General features: G+C 42.6%; 22 protein-coding genes. 12 read left to right on the forward strand and 10 right to left on the reverse strand.

All coding sequences use genetic code 11. The features are described 5' to 3' along the window. Window positions 1-10: 10 nt before the first annotated feature. The gene (orn, locus tag Q0895_RS09700) at window positions 11-598 is read right to left on the reverse strand and encodes an oligoribonuclease (protein WP_299188277.1); all 588 of its coding nucleotides are present in this window, start codon (window positions 596-598) and stop codon (window positions 11-13) included. Window positions 599-827: 229 nt separating this feature from the next. Here orn and rsgA point away from each other — a divergent pair, with 229 nt between their 5' ends. From rsgA to secB, 4 genes are all read left to right on the forward strand, one after another. Then, entirely contained in the window at window positions 828-1,931 is a 1,104-nt protein-coding gene (rsgA, locus tag Q0895_RS09705; protein ID WP_299188280.1) for a ribosome small subunit-dependent GTPase A, read from the forward strand. A gap of 151 nt (window positions 1,932-2,082) precedes the next feature. Next, window positions 2,083-2,538, forward strand: a complete 456-nt coding sequence (locus tag Q0895_RS09710) for a rhodanese-like domain-containing protein (protein ID WP_058369125.1) — start codon at window positions 2,083-2,085, stop codon at window positions 2,536-2,538. 238 nt (window positions 2,539-2,776) lie between these two features. Then, window positions 2,777-3,040 carry a glutaredoxin 3 gene (grxC, locus tag Q0895_RS09715; protein WP_299188287.1) on the forward strand — a complete coding sequence of 88 codons (264 nt, stop codon included), beginning with the start codon at window positions 2,777-2,779 and terminating at the stop codon, window positions 3,038-3,040. Between the two features lie 205 nt (window positions 3,041-3,245). Next, a complete protein-coding gene (gene secB / locus Q0895_RS09720; protein ID WP_058369127.1) occupies window positions 3,246-3,698 on the forward strand; it encodes a protein-export chaperone SecB in 453 nt (150 codons plus the stop codon). Window positions 3,699-3,849: 151 nt separating this feature from the next. Here the strand turns inward: secB and adk are convergent, their stop codons facing one another. The 6 genes from adk to Q0895_RS09750 all read right to left on the reverse strand — a co-directional run bounded on the left by adk (window position 3,850) and on the right by Q0895_RS09750 (window position 10,796). Next, complete coding sequence (adk, locus tag Q0895_RS09725; RefSeq protein WP_299188291.1) at window positions 3,850-4,506, reverse strand: adenylate kinase; 657 nt, start codon at window positions 4,504-4,506, stop codon at window positions 3,850-3,852. A gap of 198 nt (window positions 4,507-4,704) precedes the next feature. Beyond that, window positions 4,705-5,985 carry a c-type cytochrome biogenesis protein CcmI gene (gene ccmI, locus Q0895_RS09730; RefSeq protein WP_299188295.1) on the reverse strand — a complete coding sequence of 427 codons (1,281 nt, stop codon included), beginning with the start codon at window positions 5,983-5,985 and terminating at the stop codon, window positions 4,705-4,707. Then, window positions 5,982-6,539 carry a cytochrome c-type biogenesis protein gene (locus Q0895_RS09735; protein ID WP_299188298.1) on the reverse strand — a complete coding sequence of 186 codons (558 nt, stop codon included), beginning with the start codon at window positions 6,537-6,539 and terminating at the stop codon, window positions 5,982-5,984. Before Q0895_RS09735 ends, ccmI begins: the two co-directional genes overlap by 4 nt. Beyond that, window positions 6,536-7,189: a DsbE family thiol:disulfide interchange protein gene (locus tag Q0895_RS09740; protein ID WP_299188300.1), complete on the reverse strand. Its 654-nt coding sequence runs from the start codon at window positions 7,187-7,189 to the stop codon at window positions 6,536-6,538. Before Q0895_RS09740 ends, Q0895_RS09735 begins: the two co-directional genes overlap by 4 nt. A 1-nt stretch (window position 7,190) precedes the next feature. Beyond that, complete coding sequence (locus Q0895_RS09745) at window positions 7,191-9,203, reverse strand: heme lyase CcmF/NrfE family subunit (RefSeq protein WP_299188302.1); 2,013 nt, start codon at window positions 9,201-9,203, stop codon at window positions 7,191-7,193. Window positions 9,204-9,461: 258 nt separating this feature from the next. Further along, window positions 9,462-10,796 carry a hypothetical protein gene (locus tag Q0895_RS09750; protein ID WP_299188304.1) on the reverse strand — a complete coding sequence of 445 codons (1,335 nt, stop codon included), beginning with the start codon at window positions 10,794-10,796 and terminating at the stop codon, window positions 9,462-9,464. A 527-nt stretch (window positions 10,797-11,323) separates the two neighbouring features. On the opposite strand from Q0895_RS09750, the gene mrdA reads away from it, so the two are divergent. The 8 genes from mrdA to scpB all read left to right on the forward strand — a co-directional run bounded on the left by mrdA (window position 11,324) and on the right by scpB (window position 19,180). Beyond that, window positions 11,324-13,303, forward strand: a complete 1,980-nt coding sequence (gene mrdA, locus Q0895_RS09755; RefSeq protein ID WP_299188307.1) for a penicillin-binding protein 2 — start codon at window positions 11,324-11,326, stop codon at window positions 13,301-13,303. Window positions 13,304-13,315: 12 nt separating this feature from the next. Next, a complete protein-coding gene (rsmD, locus tag Q0895_RS09760) occupies window positions 13,316-13,999 on the forward strand; it encodes a 16S rRNA (guanine(966)-N(2))-methyltransferase RsmD (RefSeq protein ID WP_299188309.1) in 684 nt (227 codons plus the stop codon). 196 nt (window positions 14,000-14,195) lie between these two features. Continuing rightward, window positions 14,196-14,624 carry a 50S ribosomal protein L13 gene (gene rplM / locus Q0895_RS09765; RefSeq protein ID WP_075103600.1) on the forward strand — a complete coding sequence of 143 codons (429 nt, stop codon included), beginning with the start codon at window positions 14,196-14,198 and terminating at the stop codon, window positions 14,622-14,624. Window positions 14,625-14,634: 10 nt separating this feature from the next. Next, entirely contained in the window at window positions 14,635-15,021 is a 387-nt protein-coding gene (gene rpsI, locus Q0895_RS09770) for a 30S ribosomal protein S9 (RefSeq protein ID WP_299188314.1), read from the forward strand. Between the two features lie 364 nt (window positions 15,022-15,385). Further along, window positions 15,386-16,426, forward strand: coding sequence for a lipid A biosynthesis acyltransferase (locus Q0895_RS09775; RefSeq protein ID WP_299188526.1), 1,041 nt, complete (start codon window positions 15,386-15,388; stop codon window positions 16,424-16,426). Between the two features lie 110 nt (window positions 16,427-16,536). Continuing rightward, the gene (trpS, locus tag Q0895_RS09780; RefSeq protein ID WP_299188316.1) at window positions 16,537-17,622 is read left to right on the forward strand and encodes a tryptophan--tRNA ligase; all 1,086 of its coding nucleotides are present in this window, start codon (window positions 16,537-16,539) and stop codon (window positions 17,620-17,622) included. Between the two features lie 188 nt (window positions 17,623-17,810). Further along, window positions 17,811-18,611: a segregation/condensation protein A gene (locus Q0895_RS09785; RefSeq protein WP_299188529.1), complete on the forward strand. Its 801-nt coding sequence runs from the start codon at window positions 17,811-17,813 to the stop codon at window positions 18,609-18,611. 23 nt (window positions 18,612-18,634) lie between these two features. Beyond that, window positions 18,635-19,180, forward strand: coding sequence for an SMC-Scp complex subunit ScpB (gene scpB, locus Q0895_RS09790; RefSeq protein ID WP_299188318.1), 546 nt, complete (start codon window positions 18,635-18,637; stop codon window positions 19,178-19,180). A gap of 27 nt (window positions 19,181-19,207) precedes the next feature. Here the strand turns inward: scpB and Q0895_RS09795 are convergent, their stop codons facing one another. From Q0895_RS09795 to Q0895_RS09805, 3 genes are all read right to left on the reverse strand, one after another. Beyond that, window positions 19,208-20,413 carry a DegT/DnrJ/EryC1/StrS aminotransferase family protein gene (locus tag Q0895_RS09795; protein WP_299188321.1) on the reverse strand — a complete coding sequence of 402 codons (1,206 nt, stop codon included), beginning with the start codon at window positions 20,411-20,413 and terminating at the stop codon, window positions 19,208-19,210. A gap of 95 nt (window positions 20,414-20,508) precedes the next feature. After that, window positions 20,509-20,844, reverse strand: coding sequence for a hypothetical protein (locus Q0895_RS09800; protein WP_299188323.1), 336 nt, complete (start codon window positions 20,842-20,844; stop codon window positions 20,509-20,511). A 310-nt stretch (window positions 20,845-21,154) separates the two neighbouring features. After that, the gene (locus tag Q0895_RS09805; protein ID WP_299188325.1) at window positions 21,155-22,102 is read right to left on the reverse strand and encodes a DUF4184 family protein; all 948 of its coding nucleotides are present in this window, start codon (window positions 22,100-22,102) and stop codon (window positions 21,155-21,157) included. Window positions 22,103-22,113 lie beyond the last annotated feature (11 nt).

Consider the following 22,113-nt stretch of genomic DNA (forward strand, 5'->3'; position numbering starts at 1 on the left):
ATCAATCTTATTAAAGCATGAGTTTAAAAAAGTGCTGACGATAATGCTTAAGCTCACGAATAGAGTCACGGATATCATCTAACGCGAGATGACTGCCGCCTTTTTCAAAGTTTTTTAAGATATCGGGACGCCAGCGAAAGCACAGCTCTTTAATCGATGACACGTCAAGGTTGCGATAATGAAAGAACCGCTCCAGCTCTGGCATTTGCCGCGCCAAAAATCGACGATCTTGACAGATTGAGTTACCGCACATCGGCGACTTACCGCTATCGACCCATTTATTCAAAAACTTAATGGTTTCAGCTTCAGCCTCTGCTAGCGTCACGCTGCTACGACGTACACGATCAACCAAGCCTGATTGTCCATGTTGTTTGGTATTCCACTCATCCATACCATTTAATACCCGATCAGATACCTTAATCGCAAACACTGGCCCTTCTGCAAGGACGTTTAAATCTTCGTCAGTGACGACAGTAGCAATCTCGATAATCTCATCAGTTAAGGTGTTGAGCCCAGTCATTTCTAAATCAATCCATACCAACCCTTTTTTACCTTGGTTTTTAATTTTGATTTTATTGGGATGGTCATCGGTACTCATATTCTGTCCTATGGTCAATAAAGTTTGAAACAATATTTAAGTAAGTTTCGTTGTATAAATTACATAACGATGATGATGTTTGTTTAGCATCACTGCACGTCTGTTGGTGTAAAAAAACTAAAAAGTTCAAAATATTACAAAACCCCTATCTGCTATAGACGCTTTAGGCTGTATGTTAGCAAATTTTCACGCTACACTTAGCAATATTTTTATAATAGGTCACAAACCCATGGCACTAATCCGGCAACGCAAACTGACTAAACAACAGATTCGTCGCATTGACAAGCAGCAGCTCGAGAGTCAAGAGAGCATCGATGAGAGCTTGATGGATGGTGTGGTCATGGCGCATTATGGTAAGCAGCTAGAAGTACAAATCACAAGCTTGCCAGCAGACATGCCCGTACAGCCAAAGATTGCACCCGATGATCCTGAGCCTTTTTGGCAAGCGCTTGAGATGGGCGATATATGGCGCTGTCATGTGCGTACCAACCTTCCTATGCTGGCGGCAGGCGACCACGTACGCTGGACGGCAGACCCCAATACTGGTTTTGGGCGTATTGAATCTGTACAACCGCGTACCTCTCTTGTCTCACGCCCAGATCGTTATCATAAGCTCAAACCTGTCGCCGCCAATGTCGATATTTTAGCAATTGTGTTTGCGCCGCTGCCAGCTGCTGCGCCAACCCTTATCGATCGCTATTTGGTCGTCTGTCATCACGCTGGCGTCAAGCCATTATTAGTGCTTAACAAAGCCGACCTACTGGCGCAAGAAAACGGCATCGATACCAGTGAGCTATTGGCACAATACGCGGCTCTTGGTTATGAGAGCGTGCTGACTTCAGTTGATTGCCCCGAAAACATTGCCAATAATGATGAGCAGCAGGGACTTGATGAGCTAAAACGCTACATAGACAAAAAACTGGTTATTTTTGCCGGTCAGTCTGGCGTCGGTAAAAGCAGCTTAATTAATGCTTTACTACCTGATTCGGCGCAGAGCGTTAATATCATTTCTGAAAACTCAAAACTTGGCCAGCATACCACCACCACCAGTCGTTTATTGCCGTTTAATCCAGACGATCTTGCCCAAGGCGGCATCGTCGATACGCCTGGTATTCGCGAATATGGTATCTGGCATTTAGATCCTGACGATATTATTTCAGGTTTTATTGAGCTTGCGCCGCTTGCCGGTGACTGTAAGTTTCGTGATTGCAAACATACTCATAACAGCAAAGGTTGCGCGTTATGGCAAGCGGTAGCTGATGGTGATGTGCTACAGCGTCGTGTCGAAAACCTTGTGACCTTGCAAGCAGAGGCTGATACTAAGCCATATTAATAACGCTATTTATCAAATCCGCACTATTAAAACGTAGGTTGCTCATCATACATTTACTATAGATGACCTAATCGGTATAATAGCGCCTTGTTCAAAATCATTAAGCTGTCTTCTCAGCTTAATAGAACACTTATTTTCTTGGAGGTTTGGTTTGGATCGTGCGCTTGAATTTGTGGGCAACCACCCGTTTTTATTTGGCATCTTAGCCGTACTTGCCGTACTGTTTTTTACCATTGAAAACAAACGTAGCGGCAAAAAAGTGTCGCCAAATACCCTCGGTATGATGGTCAACTCTCAAAATGCGCAGCTGATTGATATTCGCGCCAAAAAGAAGTTTGCCACCGGCTACATCCAAGGCAGTCGTAATATCCCTTTTACAGAGCTCAAAGATCACTTAGATGAGATTCGCGCAATTGAACAGCCAGTGATTATCATTTGTGATATGGGTGTACAAGCAGGTGCGGCTATCCAGATGATTGGTAAAGATAGCGTCTATCGCTTAGAAGGCGGTGTGGGCGGCTGGCAAGCAGCGGGTATGCCCTTAGTAGGACTAAAAGATGCCAAACCCAAGGGCAAAGGTAAGACGAAGCCTAGCTTACATAAGTAAGCCTATTCTCAGAATGAATAAAAAGACATGACTACCCGTTGTGTCTTTTTTTATGGAAGCCGATTCAACGATTATAGGCGCTTTGCAGTGTTTAATCGCCTTTTATAACGGGCTGGCTTGAATTTACCATACCTATCCCCACTTTATAGTAAGCGCAATCAAATATACACTTATCATAAATCTATTTAATCCAAGACAATAGATACTTTATATAATATTTAATAATTAAGGATATCTTATGACTGCTTCAGTTAAAGTTTATACAACGCCTATCTGCCCTTATTGCACAAACGCCAAACAATTACTAAAGAATAAAGGCGTTGACTATGAAGAAATTGGCATGCACGATATGAGTAGTGATGAGCGCCGTGCATTGATGCAAAAAACCAATAACTATCGTACTGTGCCACAAATCTTTGTTGGTGATACTTTTATTGGTGGCTTTGATGAATTGAATCAAATGAATCAGCAAGGCAAGCTTGATGAGTTATTAGCAGGTTAATCTGCCTTACATGTACTATATGAAGACATAACGACTATATTAATCATCTTTGGCTAATTCTAATTATAGTATTAGACAATAGATGACAGACTATTGTTATTCTTGCCCCAGCTTGTAATAATGTAGCTTGATATTGTACGTTGTTATTAAAACGATGTTATTAAGACAATAACGACACATTGTATTATTTATTCGAGGAATGAACATGGCTGAAGAACAAGCACAACCGCAATTAGCACTAGAACGCATCTACGTAAAAGATATGTCGCTTGAAGTACCAGGCGCGAGTGTATTCACCAAAGAGTGGAACCCTGAGCTGGACATCAATCTATCAAGTAATGCCGAAAAGCTTGATGACGATCACTACCAAGTTATCTTAACAGTAAGCGTTACCGCTAAGAATGCGGAAGAACCAGCGTTTATCGCTGAGGTTCATCAGGCTGGCATCTTTTTGTTAAAGAATATCCCTGACGATCAAATTGGACAGATTCTAGGCGCTTATTGCCCTAATGTTTTGTTCCCTTATGCGCGTGAAGTTATTAGTGACATCGTTACTCGTGGTAGCTTCCCGCAGTTACTGCTTGCTCCAGTCAATTTTGATCAAGCCTACGCGCAAAGCCAACAGCAAGCGCAGGTCGATGCTGAAGGTAACGCATAAATATTGTTGTTCATTTTAAAACCGTCGCCTCATTATGATAGACGGTTTTTTTATGGATAAATTATTATAGTATTACGTGGTTATAAGACGCCATCAAAAAACCCTGCCAATGAGCAGGGTTTTTATTAATCCAAAGGGTATGAGAAAACGATTACCCTTTTAACGCCGATAAAACTTGCTGTTTGACGTCATCGATAGCTTGAGTACCATCAAACTTGTCATACTTAGGTGCGTTTTCACCTTCTTTGGCTTTTTCTTGATAAAAGCCAACCAATGCTGATGTCTGCTGATGATATGTAGCAAGGCGCTCACGAATAGTAGATTCTTTATCGTCTTCGCGCTGGATAAGTGGTTCGCCAGTGACATCATCGATATCATCGACCTTCGGTGGATTGTGATCGACATGATATACACGACCTGAGCCTGGATGCTGGCGGCGACCAGATAGACGCTTTACGATCTCATCATCAGGCACACTAATCTCGACTACATGATCGATAGCGACGTCAGCATCTGCAAGTGCTTGAGCTTGCGGGATTGTACGTGGAAAACCATCCAGAATACAGCCATTAGCACAATCAGGTTTAGAGATACGCTCTTTTACTAGGTTGATGATAAGTTCATCAGAAACCAGACCACCTGCATTCATAATGCCTTCAGCTTGCTTACCAAGCTCGCTGCCTTCTTTAATCGCTGCACGTAGCATATCGCCCGTTGAGATTTGCGGAATATCAAACTCTTTAGAGATAAACTGTGCTTGAGTACCTTTACCAGCGCCAGGTGGACCTAGCAAAATAATACGCATCATAATACGTCTCTCCTTGATGGATGGGATGTTAGGGATTGGTTAATTGCGCGAATGCCAGATACACCTTACCTTGTGACTTTATAAAGCTCAAGTTTTTTTGGTATTAGTACCGTATGTAGGTATGACTTAGCTGTTCATATAACGCAATTGCACGCTATAGCAACGACTATAGCGCTTAGATTGTTGAGCTTTTTAAAGTTATGGTATCTGCTGATTAATTTCAACATTGACTTGTTTTTGATCGGCACTAATCACCACAGGGTTACCTGACAAATCACCTGACTCTGCACTGGCATTGCCACTATGACTAATGCGAGCAATAACAGCCAGTTGGGTTTTTGCGGCACGTGCTGATTGTAGCGTCCGCTCAGGTATCATAGCATCAATGTCACTTAAACTTATATTGGCCTCACCTTGTTTAATCACACTAATCGGCAAACGCTTGGCTGCAAACGGTGGACCACCGTTGACATCACGAATAGCAACAAACAACACGTCATCGCCTTTAACCAATGGCAATAAGCTAGGATTGACGCTTACATTGACATTAACCCCTTCAGCGGCTCGCTGCTGCTGCCCTGTTACGTTGGCACTCAACTCATCCAAACTTGCCAGCGCTCGGGTATGATCGCCTGGTTTGGCTGCAATACTTGCTCGTAATCTTTTGATCCAGCCTTGTGCTTGTTCAAAGTTACTAGCACGTGCTTCACCCATTGCCATTAGCATTTGCGCGCCTTCATGCTGCGGGTTATTACGCAACACACCTTGTAATACGCGGCGGCTATCTGCATCCAGTTGGCCTTCATTAGCAAAAAAGCTAATTTGTGCATAAGTGGTTGCGATCTCTTCATTGTCAGGAGATAAACGATACGCTCTAGATAAAGCTTCTAATGCAGAGTCAGTCACCTCAAGGGATAAAAACAGCTCTGATAGGCGCATCCAGCGATCAGGATCGTCAGCATGACGATGGACATTGGTCTGCATAGCAGTAATCAGTTGACGACCATCTTCAATAGCCCACTCTGGTGGCTGATCAATCTTACCTGTCAGGAGATCATCGGCTACCTGTCCAACTTTATCTTCTGCTTGCCATAGCTCAAACACTGGAGTGCGATCGCTTATCATTAAATATGCCATCGCTGCCATCACTGGCACCCAGACAATAATTATTAAACGACTTTTGACACCTGGATTTATCATTGGTGCCACTTGTCGCTGCGCATCTAATAGCTGACGTTCAAGCTCAAGCTTTTGGTTTTGATAATGGCTATCATCAATAGTGCCGCTGTCTTTATCACTTTTAAGCTCTGCTAGACGCTCACGAAACACAGTTACGTTGATATCTAACAATTGATTGTCTACAGGATTGTTTTTTAGACGTGTGGCACGTAGCCATGGTGTAATCACGATGACTGCAAGAATTAAGGCTACGAGTAAACTTAGGGCAATAAATAAGCCAGCAGTAGAAAATAGGGTCATTTTTTGTCCTCTTTGCTTGTGACATCGTGATCACTACTGTTTGAACGTGATAACAGACGATCCAGTTCAGCCTTTTCTGCAGGCGTCAACGCTGCGGCAGGGCTATCAACTATCTTATTAGTAACGCCTTGAGCCGCCAGTTGTCGACGTTTACTCTGCCAAAACCAGCCGGCAATCAAAAAGAGCAATAATAACGGTGGAAAAAACCACAGTATCCATGTTGATGGGCGGACAGGCGGCTTGTAAGTAATAAAATCACCATAACGCTCTTGCATATAGCTGCGTATCTCTGCGTCACTACGTCCATCCTTAACCATGTCGTAAGTTTTTTGCTTTAAATCTTGTGCAATCGGCGCATCAGAGCCTGCAAGGTTTTGGTTTTGACATTTAGGGCAACGCAGCTCCTCAATCAGTCCGCGATACTGAGCTTCTTGCTGCACTGAATCAAAGTCGTAAACATCGATTGCTGCGTAAGCTGTCATACTCAGTAGGCACGCCAATACAAGGCTTACTAACCTTAGTACAATAGCCGTTGTTATTTGAGCGGCTTTCATTTGCATGCCTCCCCAACTTGACTTGGATCTGGGCTGCTGCCATTTTTATTGGCTTCATTAAGTACCATCAAGCAAGGCATGATACGTTCTTGCCAGTTGGCCTCGTTAACCTCTCCAACAATGTGCTGACGTATAATACCCTCGCCATCGACGATAAAGGTTTCAGGAGCTCCAGTTAAACCTAGATCTAGTGCAAACTGACCTGATAAATCTTGAATGGACATCGAAAACGGATCGCCACCTCGGTTCAAATAGCTTAGCGCATCACCAATATCATCTTTGTAATTGACACCAACCAAATTGACACCGCGCTCTTCTAGCTCCATCAAAAACGGATGTTCAATAACACAAGTTGGACACCAAGAGCCCCAGATATTCATCAAAAACGGTTTATCGGGCAAATTGTCATTGGTCATAATACGGCTAGTGTCTGACAACAACGGTAGCTCAAATGCAGGTACTGGTCGCTCAAGAGCCATATTAGCCACGATATCAGTAGGCTTACCCAAGCGCATATAAAGCATTACCATTAGTCCCAAAAACACAATAAGCGGCACTAAAAACCATACTTTGAGTTGTTTTTTATTCATCGTCTTATGATGCTGTGCCTTGTTCTGCTGGTTGTTAGGGGTTTTATCCGATTGACTCATCTTATTTCTCCCCAAGCGTCGTTGCGGGTACGGCTGTACTATTAACAGTATCAGCAACCTTATGTGACGCTTTGACTTTCTTAATACGATAGCGGTTATCCAACATACTAATCAGCGCTCCTAAAGCCATAATAATCGACCCTAACCATATCCAGCGAATCAAGGGTTTTACATAGATACGCACTGCCCATTGATTGCTACCTTCAGCGATCGGCTCGCCAAGCGCGACATACAAATCGCGCATGAGACTCGCATCAATCGCAGCTTCCGTCATTGGCATCATACTAATGATGTAGGTACGTTTTTCAGGGTATAAGACTGTAACGTCGCGCCCATCTTTCGTGACTGCTACCTGTGCTTGAATACTATCAAAATTACTTCCTTTTACTTCACGAAAGTCTTTGACAGTAAAATCATAACCTTGAACATGGACAGCATCATTAGGTCCAAGAGCCACATCGCGCTCAATACTCAAGCTACTGGTAAAGGCCACGCCAATCGCTGCGATTAAAACCCCAATATGAGCAGTTTGTTGTCCCAAATAACTAAGACGCAGTTGGCGCAGTCCACTGACCATACTTGATGCATTTTTAGTCTTATCTCTAAAATCGATAATCATCCATAACAGTACCCAAAAGCTTACTGCCAAAGTCACACCAATATTTAGCATAGATGATGGATGGACAAAATAAGCAATGATCGCAGCTAGCACGAGACTACTGGCTGCGATGACCATACCGACGCCAAGCAGCGGACGCTTGTCCTTTTTCCAGCGGATGTTAGAGCCCATACCCATGGCAAGCAGTAATAACCAAGTCAAAGGTACAAACAATGCATTAAAATAAGGAGGGCCGACTGATACTTGACCTAAACTAAAAGCATCTGCAATGATTGGATAGAGTGTACCAAGCAGTACCACTAAAGTCGCAATCAGAATAATGACGTTGTTAATGACCAAGAATGACTCACGCGAGATAAGCTGATACTGACTCTCAACCGTCAAGCGCCAACCTCGTACTGCAAACATCAATAGACCACCGCCAACGATGATACCAAGAATCACTAGAATCACTAAACCACGTGTGGGATCGGCGGCGAACGAATGTACCGAAGTGATGACCCCTGAACGTACCAAAAACGTTCCTAATAAACTCAATGCAAACGAGAAAATCGCCAGCATGATTGTCCAAGCTTTGAATACACCGCGCTTCTCGGTCACTGCCAACGAATGCAATAATGCCGTTCCAGCAAGCCAAGGCATGAGTGAGGCGTTTTCTACTGGATCCCAAAACCACCAACCACCCCAGCCAAGCTCATAATAAGCCCACCATGAACCTAACGCGATACCGATGGTCAAAAACCCCCAAGCAGCTAAAGCCCAAGGACGTGACCAGCGCGTCCATACTGCATCCAGACGCCCCTCCCACAATGCCGCCATACAAAAAGCAAAGGGTACAACCATACCCACATAACCCATGTATAGCATAGGTGGGTGAATAATCAGACCAAAATCTTGCAGTACCGGATTCAGGTCCGCGCCATCAACAGGTATGTTTGGCAAAGTACGATTAAACGGCGATGAGGTAAAAATAAGCATCGCTAACATCATCATCTGTACCGCTGCCAAAATAACCAACACTCGTGCTCGCATCGATAACGGCAAGCCACGACTAAAGTAAGACACAAGCGCACACCATGTTGCCATGATGGTCATCCACAGCAGTAAAGACCCTTCGTGACCACCCCAAGTTGCCGATAGCTTGTAATACCAAGGCAATAAAGTGTTAGAGTGCTGTGCAACATAGACTAGGCTAAAATCATTATAATAAAAGCCTGCCATTAGCGCTGCGAACGATATGAGCATCGCTGCAAACTGTGCCCAAGCCAAACTTGGCGCAAGACGTTGCCAAGCGATCTGATGACGCATAACACCAATAGTTGGCAATACAACTTGCAAAATTGCCAACACAAAGGCAGCCAGTAAGGCAAAATAACCCAATTCTGTGATTAACATACAATCTAACCCTGTTTACCCTAATACGATCATAGTTTACTGTGGCGGATTGGGCTTTTATTCATTGAAAAGCACCTATAGTCTACTCATGTCAAAATCAAAACAACGCAAGCTTTGCCAACCATACACCTGTACGATTAGCCTCCAATTCCCTTGTAAAGATAAATTTCGAATTGACTATCTAACTTAATACTGATTTTCTATATGTATTTATTGACTATTTAGAATTACAAAATGTTTTTACATCAAAATCATAGGTTATTGCACAGCTGGGAAAAACACTAAAACAAGATGCAACCAACCTGCTAAAAATCCAGTCAAACCACCAAGCACGATCAACGTCATCTCATCTTCACGGAATGCTGGACGTAATAAGTTTTGAAACTCATAAGGCGATAAAGCACGAATACGATCACGAAACAGACCAAATATTTTGCTTGCGCGGCTCTCATTGAGTTCAGGATCTCGGAGTGGCACCATCGTAGCAGTGATCGACTTATTGATAATGGTATTTTTTAATTGTCCATACTCACGGCGACCCAGTCCCATACGTAAAGTCGTTCTGACTACTGGCGACTCTAATATCTGATAAAGGTGCGACTTCATCAGCTCACGCGTTTGCGCCGCTCGGTCTCCATACATCATCTCATGCATAATATTCTCTAAAGTCACAAGATCGTTAACTACGATCTCAGCGAACACTTCAGATACTTCTTCTTGGCGCTTCATAAAGCCGCCTTGAAAACGAAACTGCGCGATATGCGGTAGCGTCGGCTTTATAAAAGGAAAACCATTACAACGCTCAAAAACTTTTATATAAGAAACAAAGCGAGGCTCTACTGGGTTAAATACCATCCAAATTGCAATCCAATTCGTCAGCAAGCCCCAAATAGCAGCAAAAAATGGCACTGTCCAATGCTGTGGTACGACCAAAAAGATAAACATTTGGATAATACCAAAGACCAATCCGATTAAAGCACTGATATGCCAAATAAAATTAATTTCGCGTTGACCAACTCTCAAAAACATATTTACCATTAAACGTCGATCGCTTTCCATCTTGTTCACGATCATTTGACGCATATCGACCAAATCTTCGACATGGTATGTCAGATCAGTCACCAAAGATTGCATGATGTCCGGCAGCTCTTGGTGCGCTTGTGTATAGATGCGGCGTTTTAATGCATACGGCAGACTGCTCCATAACGCCCCTGAATGCTCAAGCATAATCTCATCAATAAGTGGCTCAAGGTTTTTATCAACCGTATCAGTGATAAAAGCCGCCATCTGCTCAGGCTCCATCGCCTGAAAAAACTCTTCAAGTGAACCAAGCTTTGAGAGTGTCTGATCGACAATCACTCCAGAGATTTTCCCAGCTTTACGTGGGACAATACCTTGCCAGCCAATTCCAGGCAAACCAAAAAAAGAGAAATTAGGTATACGTATACCCCAAAACCGAATGGGGTGAAACAGCATTTTTAATGCCATCCATACATGCAACCAAGTGACCAACGCTGTCACTGGTGGGATGGTCAGCATGGCAAAAAATTCTGGATGCTCGGCGAGCGTTTGCCATATTGAGGTTGCGACCATGACTCTTCCTGCCTCTGACGTAACGATTCTCGTTAATCTATTGTCGTTTGTTGGTATTTTTAAAAAACGCTTAGGGACTATAGGTCCTGATAAAAACAGCACCTTAATGATGAATAAACACTACAAAATAAATCGCCTGATTTTAGCATACTTGTCGTTCATTAGCACATATGCACCTAAGCCAAGTTGTGACTATACATGACAATATCATGCGTCTGACTTAGATTTGTTACCTAACACTTTCCCTATAAGATAACCTACGAATAGTACTGTTCATAGCATATGAGAATCTATGAACAAATAAGCTGACAGGTTCAGCGCAATTTATTACATTCTGTTATAATTTGTCGCATAGCAATAATGGCAATATGCTTTTAAATCTGTGCTTCATTATTATAGGGGTATTTACTCTATGTATTTGAAATGATTGTTTTTATCGTCTGCATTTGCTTAAATGACTTGTCCCAGCATTCCTTTACCAAAGTAATTTTTGCTTTATCCACTGCGCCCATTGGTACTAACTTTACATGAATAAATCGCTTATCCCAGACACCGAGCAGGTCAACCGCGTTTTTATGCGCCGTATTCTTATTCTTGGTTTATTCATATTTTTGGGTATGGGCGTTTTATTACTGCGTTACGGATATCTGCAAGTGTACGCTCATGATAAATACAAGACTCAGGCCGACAATAATCGCATCAAGCTCATATCTGCACCGCCAAGCCGTGGTTATATCTATGATCGTAACGGCGTATTACTTGCTGACAATCAGCCTGTATTTACTGCCATGCTGAGCCCCGATGAGGTAGAAGATCCAGAACGTACCTTAAGCTTGCTTGCGCCTATCTTTGATCTAACAGACACTGATATTACTGATATCTTGGCAAGACTGAGTAAAAGTAAAAACGATCCTGTGACCATCAAGATTGATTTGACAGAAAAGCAGGTCGCACAGTTTAGTGAACGTAAGCCTTTTTTTAGGGGCGTTACTATCCAAAGTAAACTGACTCGCTCTTATCCCTACGATGAACTGTTTGCCCACGTTATTGGCTATGTTGGCCGCATCAATGACAAAGAGACCAAGCGTATTGATAAAGATCGCTATGCAGGTACTGATTTGATTGGCAAGATTGGTATTGAACAGTATTACGAAGATATTTTGCTTGGGCAGCCAGGTTATCAGTCGGTGGAGACGGATGTTCATGGTAATATTCTACGCCAATTAGATACCAAGCCTCCTGTCGCTGGTAACGATATCACCTTAAGTTTGGATTACGGTTTACAAACGATTGCTCAGCAGCAGCTTGACGGTCGCCGCGGTGCTATTGTCGCGATAGACCCAAAGAACGGGGATGTGTTAGCGTTCGTGAGTAATCCAAGTTATGACCCCAACCCTTTTATCTCAGGCATCTCTTTTAAAGACTACGATGCATTAAGAGAAGATATCGATCAGCCGCTATACAACCGCGCGCTACAAGGTATGTATCCACCAGCCTCTACCATCAAACCATTTGAAGGATTAGGTGCGCTGCATTATGGCTTGAGAAACTGGGAGACGACTATCTATGATCCAGGCTATTTTAGCTTGCCTGGCGACTCACATCGTTTTCGTGATTGGAAGCGCGGTGGCCATGGTTCAGTGAATCTTAAAAAATCAATTATGATGTCAGTGGATACTTACTATTATAAGCTGGCGTATGAGATGGGGATTCAGCGCTTGCATGACTGGATGATACGCTTTGGTTTTGGTAAAGATACGGGTATTGATTTGCCGAATGAAAAATCAGGCATTATGCCTTCACCAAAATGGAAAGAAGACACGTATGATAAAGGTTGGTTACCGGGCGAGACCATCTCAGTAAGTATTGGACAAGGGTATTTTTTGGCCACGCCGCTACAGATTGCTAATGCGACAGCCATGATGGCAAGTAAAGGCAATCATATTACGCCGCATCTGCTAAAAAGTAGCGATGGTGCGGCAGAAATTGATGTCATCAGCAAACCTGATGGCAAGATTGACTATAATGGCAAACCTTCTGATTGGACACGTATGCATGATGCGATGGAAGATACCGTCAAAGCTGGTACGGCACGTGGTATTTATACCACGCGCTATCGTATCGCTGGCAAGACAGGTACTGCACAGGTCAAATCTATCGCTCAAGGTAAAAGCTACAACAAATCGGCACTAGATAAACGTCATTGGGATCATGCATGGTTTAATGGTTTTGCGCCTGTAGAGGACCCTCAAATTGCCCTTGCGGTACTGGTTGAAAATGGCGGCGGCGGTAGTGCAGTGGCAGCCCCTATTGGACGCGCGTTATTTGATTATTGGGTATTACAGCGTAAAAGCGACCCTATTACGCCACCAACTCCCGATGAGCTAAAAGCTATTAAATATCAAAAGGCGTTGGAAAAAGCTAAACGTGATGCCATTCGCGATCAAGAACTAGCATTAAAAGAACAAGCAGAAGCGCAGGCAGCAACTACTACAGCGACCGAATAAAGAATAGCAATTATGAAAAGAAACACAAAAACATCGACATCGCGCAGCCCAAAGCGTGACACAAATCATAAAAAACAAACCACTGCGGGCAAGGTACGCATTGTTGGTGGACAATTTAAACGTCGTAGCATCAATTTTATCGATGCTGATGGCTTACGACCGACGCCAGATCGCTTACGAGAAACACTGTTTAACTGGTTGCTTGCCGATATGCATGGCGCACGTGTCCTTGATAGCTGTGCAGGCAGCGGCGTACTAGGATTTGAAGCCTTATCTCGCGGAGCCGCACACTGTACTTTTATCGAAACCAATCAATCTCAGTACCAAATGCTACTGAAAAGCTCTCAGCAGTTGAACATCGACACTGACAGCTGTCTAATCTTGCATGGCAATGCTGAGCACGTTTTGTCTCAAAACAGTCATTTTAACCATCCGTTCGACATTGTTTTTATTGATCCGCCCTACGCCAAAGAGTTATGGCAACCTATTTTGACCACTTTAATCGAACAGTCGTTAATCACGACAAAGACGCTTATTTATTTAGAAGCAGATAAAGATTTAAATGAGCAATTAAATGAATTGGCTCAGTCTCTAAGCTCAGTCTTTATAGCGCAAGGGTTAAGCGGGTTTGAGACAATCAAACAGACCAAAGTGGGACAAGTTGTGGCTGGACTTTATAGACTAGAGTCGTCATAATCATGCAACTTGCATTAATGAATGCTAAAAACCGCTGAAAAACTGGTCTAACGCTGCAGTTTAATGTATATAAGGCGAAAATAAACCCCAATGCAGCTTGCAAGCGTAGGCGCTACTGCTTATAATATGCAGTCTGTTTTTTGAGAGCCCCGTTCCCAGCTAAACTCTCAATAAATTCTAATTTTAAGGTTTTATCATGAAAACACTTAGTGCAAAACCAGCTGAAGTGACCCATGACTGGTATGTCGTAGATGCTGACGGCAAAACCCTTGGTCGCTTAGCCACCCAAATCGCTACTCGCTTACGTGGCAAGCATAAAACTTCTTATACTCCGCACGTAGATACTGGTGACTTTATCGTTGTCATCAATGCAGAAAAAATCGCGGTAACGGGTAAAAAAGCGCAAGACAAAAAGTACTATCGTCACAGTGGTTATCCAGGCGGTATTAAAGAAACCAACTTCACAAAGCTGATTGCACATAAGCCTGAAGATGTTCTACATAAAGCAGTTAAGGGTATGCTTCCAAAAGGTCCTCTTGGCTATGCGATGATTAAAAAGCTAAAGCTATATGCAGGTGCTGAACATCCACATACTGCACAGCAACCTAAAGAACTAGACATCTAAGGAGTCACTTATGGAACGCAATTACGGAACTGGTCGCCGCAAGACGTCTACTGCTCGTGTCTTTTTAGCAAAAGGTACTGGTAGCATCGTTGTCAACGGCAAGCCACTTGATGAGTACTTTAGCCGTGAAACTTCACGTATGGTCGTTCGTCAGCCATTAGAGCTACTAGATACTCCTAACGACTATGATCTTTATATCACTGTAAAAGGTGGTGGTATTAGTGGTCAAGCAGGTGCTATTCGTCACGGTATTACTCGTGCATTAATCGAACTTGATGACACCAACAAATCTACGCTAAAAGCAGCTGGTTTTGTTACTCGCGATTCACGTCAAGTTGAACGTAAGAAATTGGGTCTACGTAAAGCACGTAAGCGTCCACAATTCTCGAAGCGTTAATAAAAGCTGTTTATCGTTTTACTGTTATGGTTGTCTTTTTCTCAGAGTTATACTAATAGCATTAAGTAAAACGCTAGATTTGCAAAACCTTATAAGCTGGTCACAGCTTGTAAGGTTTTTTTATGCTTAATGCTTAATGCTTAATGGTATTAAACGCTAGTGCACCTAATAAACTGGCTTTATAAACTGTTAAACACTTTGCTTTTATAGTCAAAACCAACTTGCAAACCAGCTACCGCTACCCCATCATGATAGTAACTTTTCATCATTAGCCTCGTCACTATAGATGCTATAAACAGTGCTGTAAAAGGACATTATGAAAGCGCCCGAACGATACGATCCTAGCAAACCTGTAAAGTCTGCCATGCCTCCGCAAAGCAAGCAGCAGTCTGCTAAGTCGCCAGCTATACCCGCTGGCATGCCAACAATTACGCAAACGCATAAAAGCACAGCACAAGCGGAAAAAAAGCCATTCCAATGGCAGTTTTTACACCCTAAATATTGGGGAGTTTGGCTGTTGTTATTCGTTTTTCTACCAATGATTTATCTACCGCTGGGTTGGCAGTTTTGGTTGGGCCGTAAGCTCGGTATCTTGATTTATAAAGTGGCCGGTTCGCGCCGACGTGATACGCTGATTAATCTTAAGCTGGCTTTTCCTGAAAAGCCAAAAGCTGAGTGTGAGTTGATGGCAAAACAAGTCTTCGTCAATCAAGGTATTGGTGTATTTGAGACCTTATGCGCTTGGTTCCGGCCAAATGTTTTTACCAGAACGGTTTCTATCTCAGGACTACAGCATTTGGTGAACGCACAGAATGAGAAGCGTCCTGTTATCTTATTAGGGGCACATTATACGATGCTAGATTTGGGTGGATTGTTATGTACACAGTTTTTCGCCGCTGACTGTATGTACCGCCCACAAAACAACGCACTTCTTGATTGGTTTATCTATAATGGTCGTACGCGCATTTTTGGTAAGCAAATTTCTAGCCGTGATATGCGCAGCTTAGTCTCCTCTATTAAAGCTGGACATGTTATTTGGTATTCACCTGATCAAGATTATGGTCTTAAGCAAGGAGTAATGGCACCATTCTTTGGTGTACCCGCAGCCACGATTACAGCACCTAGGCGCTTGGCTAAAATGGGGAATAAGAAAAACCCGCCAGCAGTTATGGCGCTGCATACTTATCGACAAACGCCAGACAATTTGCCTCGTGGCAAACGTCCTCATTACCATTTGACGATCACACCAGAGCTGAGTAACTATCCAAGTGATGATGAGGTGGCCGATGCAACACGCGTGAACGAAGTCTTGGAAGGCCTTATACGTATTGATCCTACTCAATGGATGTGGTTTCACCGCCGATTTAAACACGGCCCTAACGGTCGAACTGGTATTTACAAGTAGGTTTTGATTATCAAAAAACGCCTGATAAAATTTGCTATACTTTGCGGCTAATATTTCGTACTGATGATATGCGCTTATAACAATTTGACAAACAATATAACGGATTTTCCATGAGTAATAACAGCAATCCCGACAACCAAGCTTCTGAAGCCTCAACCGAAGCCAAACGTATTCTAACGGGTATTAAACCAACGGGCATTCCCCATCTTGGTAATTATGTCGGTGCCATTCGCCCAGCGATTAAATCTATCCAAAACAGTGAGCACGAAGCATTTTTCTTTTTAGCCGACTATCACGGCATTATCGGCTGCTACGATCCTGCCGTCATCCATGAGTCGACCAAAGTTATTGCCGCGACATGGATTGCCTGTGGTCTTGACCCTGAGCGCGTGACGTTTTATCGTCAATCAGATGTACCTGAAATCCCAGAGCTTGCTTGGATCTTAAATTGCTCATGCGCCAAAGGCTTGATGAACCGCGCCCATGCCTATAAGGCTGCAGTCGATATTAATACAGAAAAAGCCGACGTCGATCCTGATCAGGGTATTACCATGGGTCTGTTTGGCTATCCTGTACTCATGGCAGCTGATATTTTGATGTTTAACGCCACTCACGTCCCCGTTGGGCGAGATCAAGTACAGCATATAGAGATGGCACGTGACATTGCCGGTACCTTTAACCATCGTTATAAGACACTCTTTACCCTGCCATCAGCAGTCGTTGATGAAGACATTCCGCTGCTAACAGGGCTTGATGGTCGCAAGATGAGTAAAAGCTATAGCAACACCATACCGCTATTTGGTGAGCCAAACCCGCAGATCAGTTCCGAAAAACAGATGCATAAAGCCATCATGAAAATCGTGACCAACTCCCAATTGCCTGATGAGCCAAAGGACCCTGACGACTCAGCTCTCTTCGAGATTTATAAAGCCTTTGCAACGCCTGCAGAGATTGCTGATATGCGCGCACAATATGCCGCGGGTATTGGTTGGGGTGATGCCAAGCAAGTCTTGTTTGATAAAATAAATGACGAGATTGCGCCATTTCGTGCGCGTTATGAAGAGCTAATGGCGAATCCAAAGGAATTGGAAGAGATACTGCAAATGGGGGCAAATAAGGCGCGTCGTCATAGTCGTAAGCAGTTAGATAAAGCTCGCCGTGCTATCGGTATTCGTCCCCTTGCCAAGCTTAAGTAGCCACTCGCTAAATGCAGACGATTGGTTTATTGGTATAATTTGTCGTATCAGGATGGATGCTAAACGTGCAAACTGAACCACAAGATAAACAAGCAGCCTTACCAAAGGCTGTTTTTTCTGTAAATGCGTATCAAACAACTGAGCATTTCTATACTAAAAGCGAAGATAACGACTCAGTTGCCAATGACATGTCTTTACGCATTTATCAGACACCAGTGCAGCACTTGCCAGAAGATCTGTATGTGCCGCCTGGTGCCTTTGCCATTTGGCTAGAACAGTTTGCTGGACCATTAGACTTTTTATTGTATTTGGTCAAAAAAAACAACGTTGATCTCACTCAAATGCCGATTTTGCCTATCACCGAGCAGTATTTGGCTTATATTGGCGAGTTGGATACTGAGCATTTTGAGTTGGCAGGCGACTATCTGCTGATGGCGTCTACACTGATTGAGATTAAAACCGAGCTGTTACTACCTTCTCCAGAAACACCGAGCGATGAGCGCGATCCAAAAGCAGAACTCATTGAGCGTTTAGAAGAATATGCGCAAATCAAAGCAGCCAGCGAGCGTCTAGATACGCTTATTCGTCTTGAACGTGATGTGTTTTTGGCGATGGTGAGTATGCCTAATCAAGATGTTATGAATGCCGAATTGCCCAGCTACTCTCCAAACTTACTGATTGATAGCTTATTTAAAATGCAGCTACAACCCGATTATCAGATGCATTCTATCAAAGTCGATACTGTCCCCCTCTCTGATCGTATTGCTAGTATTAGCCGGCAGTTAAGCACTGATGGCACACACTCTTTTTATGAGCTATTAGATAAAGCACAAGGTAAGATAGGTGTTGTAGTCAGCTTCGTCGCAGTACTAGAGCTGATAAAGCGGCAGTTGGTTGGTGTGGTGAGTACTGATTTGACAGATAAGGCCACTATTAATAACGAGCTTGCAAATCCAATCGAACCAATAACGTTACAGTGGCTGGCCTGATAGTTTTGAAAAGAGAATGTTTAATGACAGATACTAATCACCTGCATCTTGAAGAGATGAGCAAACACATAGAAGTACTGTTACATGCTTCAGAAGCACCGCTCACTGCAAATGCTATCAAGAAGCATTTATCTTTATCTGATAAAGAGTTAACCCAAGCTTTAGAGTTACTACAGCTGCGCTTAGACACTGGTGTCCTCAGCTTGCATGAGACAGCTAGCGGTTATCGCCTACAAATAGCGGATAGCTACAGTGCGTTGATACAGCGCGTCTTTCCCCAACGTCAAGAACGCCTAAGCCAAGCGCTACTCGAAACGCTAAGTGTCATTGCTTATAAACAACCAGTGACTCGCAGCGACATAGAGTATGTACGCGGTGTGGCGCTATCGAGCAATATACTGCGGCAACTGTTCGATAAAAATTGGATCATTGAGGATGGGTATAAAGAAACATTGGGCCGCCCAGCCCTACTCCATACGACGCCGCAATTCTTAGATGCATTTGGATTGACTAAGTTAGATGAGTTACCACCAATGCCAGATATACCAGCTATTGGTGGCAGGTCTTGATTTGTGATTAGAATATTAGCTCTATGGTTAAATTGATTTATCTATCTTATCGAACACTGTGTTGATTGCTTCAACCGTTTTTTCAATTTCAGCTTCAGTAAGCGTTGGATGAACTAGGAACATCAAGCTTGTCTCTCCAAGCTCTTTTGCAACTGGCAGCCTGGTTTCAGGACGTAAACCCGTACCATCAAATGCTTTTTCTAAATAGACTTCAGAAGCAGATCCAGAAAAACAAGGCACTTCTAGCTGATTGATTTCCTCGATGATACGATCACGCGACCAACCCTCAGGCAGGTTATCAGCATTCACATAGACATAGAGCTTATAGTATGCGTGCTTGGAATCTGCAAACTCTGGCGTTTCTTCTAACTTTGGCGCATGCAAATACCCTTTATCTTCCCATTGAGTACAAGCCTGTAGAATTGCTTGGGCATTTGCAGTACGTTTAGCGGTCCAATCCGACATTCTCTCAAGCTGAATGCGACCTATTACTGCTTGCATCTCAGTCATGCGCCAATTAGTACCGAAGCTCTCATGCAACCAACGATAGCCAGGTGGATGCTCTTTTTCATACACAGCAGCATAGCTCTTACCATGATCTTTATACGCCCACATCTTACGCCATAGACTCTCGTCGTTTGTAGTGACCATGCCGCCTTCGCCGCCAGTTGTCATGATCTTGTCTTGACAAAAGCTCCATGCGCCAACATGCCCGATACTACCGACACTACGGCCTTTATAATGAGCACCATGCGCTTGCGCACAGTCTTCAATGACATATAGATTATGCTTATCTGCAAGCGCCATTATGCCATCCATATCGCATGGCCAACCTGCTAAATGCACACATACAATACCTTTTGTTTTATCAGTTATAACAGCAGCAATTGTCTCTGGGGTAATGTTACCAGTAGACTCATCAACATCAGCAAACACAGGCGTAGCACCTGCATTTACCACACTAGAAATACTGGCAATAAAGGTACGTGGCGTCACAATGACTTCATCACCTTCGCCAATATCTAGCGCCTGTAGAGCCACGTCTAAGGCCAAAGTACCATTGCCTAATGCGATGGCATATTTACTATCTGCCCAATCAGCGAACTCTTGCTCAAATTGACGACATTCCTGCCCTGTCCAATAATTTACCTTATTAGACAATAAAACTTTACTGACCGCGTCAGCTTCTTCTTGTGTAAAACTTGGCCAAGGTGAAAAAGGCGAGTTTAGCATATAGCTTCCTTATTTATTATAAAATCGATGGGTAGTCATACTTCATTTTTTCTAAATTAACTATCTATTCTTAAACACTCTTACTTCGTTATGCGCTACTTTATAACGTCATCAAGAAAACTGGCTGGATAAGCGATACTATTCTTGAGTGACTCAAAAGAAAAACGATCTTCAAGACTACTAACTTCTTTTTCTAATTTTGAAAACTGCACAAACCAATCTTCGAGATAAAAAATATAATTAAAGATTTTTCTGCTCATGGAAGCATCTAGGCTATTATTATTTAATAATAGTATAAGCTCGTCGTATATCTTTTTATTAGCATGAAAAACATGCAAGGCCTGATGATAGGTCAAACCTTTCTGATAAACTTTATAAGCCGCTTCAGAGCGTTTTATATTGTTAATGAGCGCATTGTGTATAAGAATCATGACGTTTCCAAGTTTTGATATGTAAATAATCTAGTAAAATTATATATTCTTAAATCCGAATATATTAGAAAATCCTAGTCATATTACGAATTAAATTAAATAGATTGGCTATATTTTTGTATGCACTTTTAGTTAGATTTCTGGTAATGACTTTTGGTTTGTAAAGTGGATAAACAATTTAAAAATCATTTTATATTAACTGTACAAAAAATAACCAGTACTATCACATCAAAGCTCTGTCTGAAAATCCCTATGCATTTTCAATACAGTAAAAACCTTTAGAACTATATTATGCAACCGAACTACTTTATTATTTTCTATACTGCCGATATGTATTTTGAAGAAAATATGTCAGATGGTATAAAGCAGCATAGCTAACACACAATAAAGTAACTCTCTTTAGTAAACTGACTGACACCCCTGCCGCAAACCTATAAGGACTGCTAGTTAAAGACGGATACCAATTTAAGACTGCCTGTATACCCCATACCAAACATAAAGTAGTCATTGAAGCAATGATTATTACACTCTGTTTTTTGGAAAACACTAACGTTACTATAGTATCTGTTTCTGTCTCTTTAGCGACGTCTTTGGTGTTAATCTGCCAGTCCTTTGCCCGTAATAAGACAAACCAAAACAACGCTCCTAACCCTACTATTGAACTTAGATATTGTAACAACCTAGCGATACTTGTTCCCTTAAATGGGAAAAAGTACAAAGGGTATTGTAACCAGTCAATATGACGAGCAATAGAGCCATCAGCATGGGTAATTCCGTCCCATATCAGATGCGTAAATGCACCGAACACTAAACTTAGTACTACTGGCAGATAAAAAGACTTTACCTTATGTAGGACTCGTTTTTTGATACCTGCAAACGACCAATATCTATCAGCATAGCCAGTAAAATACCTTTTAACCTTATTACGACTATTTTTTCTGTCTACATCTTTTAGATTAAAAGACTTTGCTGCCCGTTTTATCAAAAACGGTTGGACTAGAGCGAAAGCAGCAGGTTTTAGACCCCAATTCCAAACTGTGAAGAACACTAAGCCCAATGGCAAATTGTAGGTAAGTAAACCTACCCATTCATGTGACTGTCGAGAAAACGAACTACTAATATATGTATAATAATGCATATCGGGTAACATGGTACCAATAAGAAGTGCATCGAACTGTAGCCAGCGTACGCTATGGTTTTTATTATTACTTCGATAAAGTGGCAATGCAGCTGCCATATGTGCTAGTGTAAAAGCCATTTATAGTCCAC

This window comes from uncultured Psychrobacter sp., assembly GCF_947495825.1.
Taxonomy (GTDB): domain Bacteria; phylum Pseudomonadota; class Gammaproteobacteria; order Pseudomonadales; family Moraxellaceae; genus Psychrobacter.